This window comes from Neisseria sp. P0009.S007, from assembly GCF_051962515.1.
On the sequence record NZ_JBQCVF010001002.1, the window covers coordinates 1 to 325 of the forward strand.

The window sequence follows — 325 nt, forward strand, 5'->3', positions numbered from 1 at the left end:
GGCTATTGCTGCAACACCGCGCCGACCTTGCCATCGTTTCCGAAGCCGAGCCGCTCAACGGCATCAGCTACCGCCCTCTGTTTGCCTATGAAATGGTCGGCATCTGCGCAGAAGACCACCCGCTTGCCGACAAAGACATTTGGGAAGCGGAAGACTTTATCGACGAAACATTGATTACTTATCCCGTCCCAGACGAAATGCTGGATTTGCCCAAAAAAGTGCTGCTGCCCAAAGGCATTAATCCGCCGCGCCGCCACAGCGAGTTGACCATCGCCATTATTCAGCTGGTTGCCAGCAAACGCGGCATCGCCGCCCTGCCCTATTG

The 325-nt window shown here is 56.0% G+C and carries 1 protein-coding gene; it reads left to right on the plus strand.

The genetic code is table 11. The features are described 5' to 3' along the window. Nucleotides 1–325 (plus strand): LysR substrate-binding domain-containing protein (locus ACTHS3_RS17505; RefSeq protein ID WP_440368697.1); only part of this gene is annotated, 325 nt, incomplete at both ends.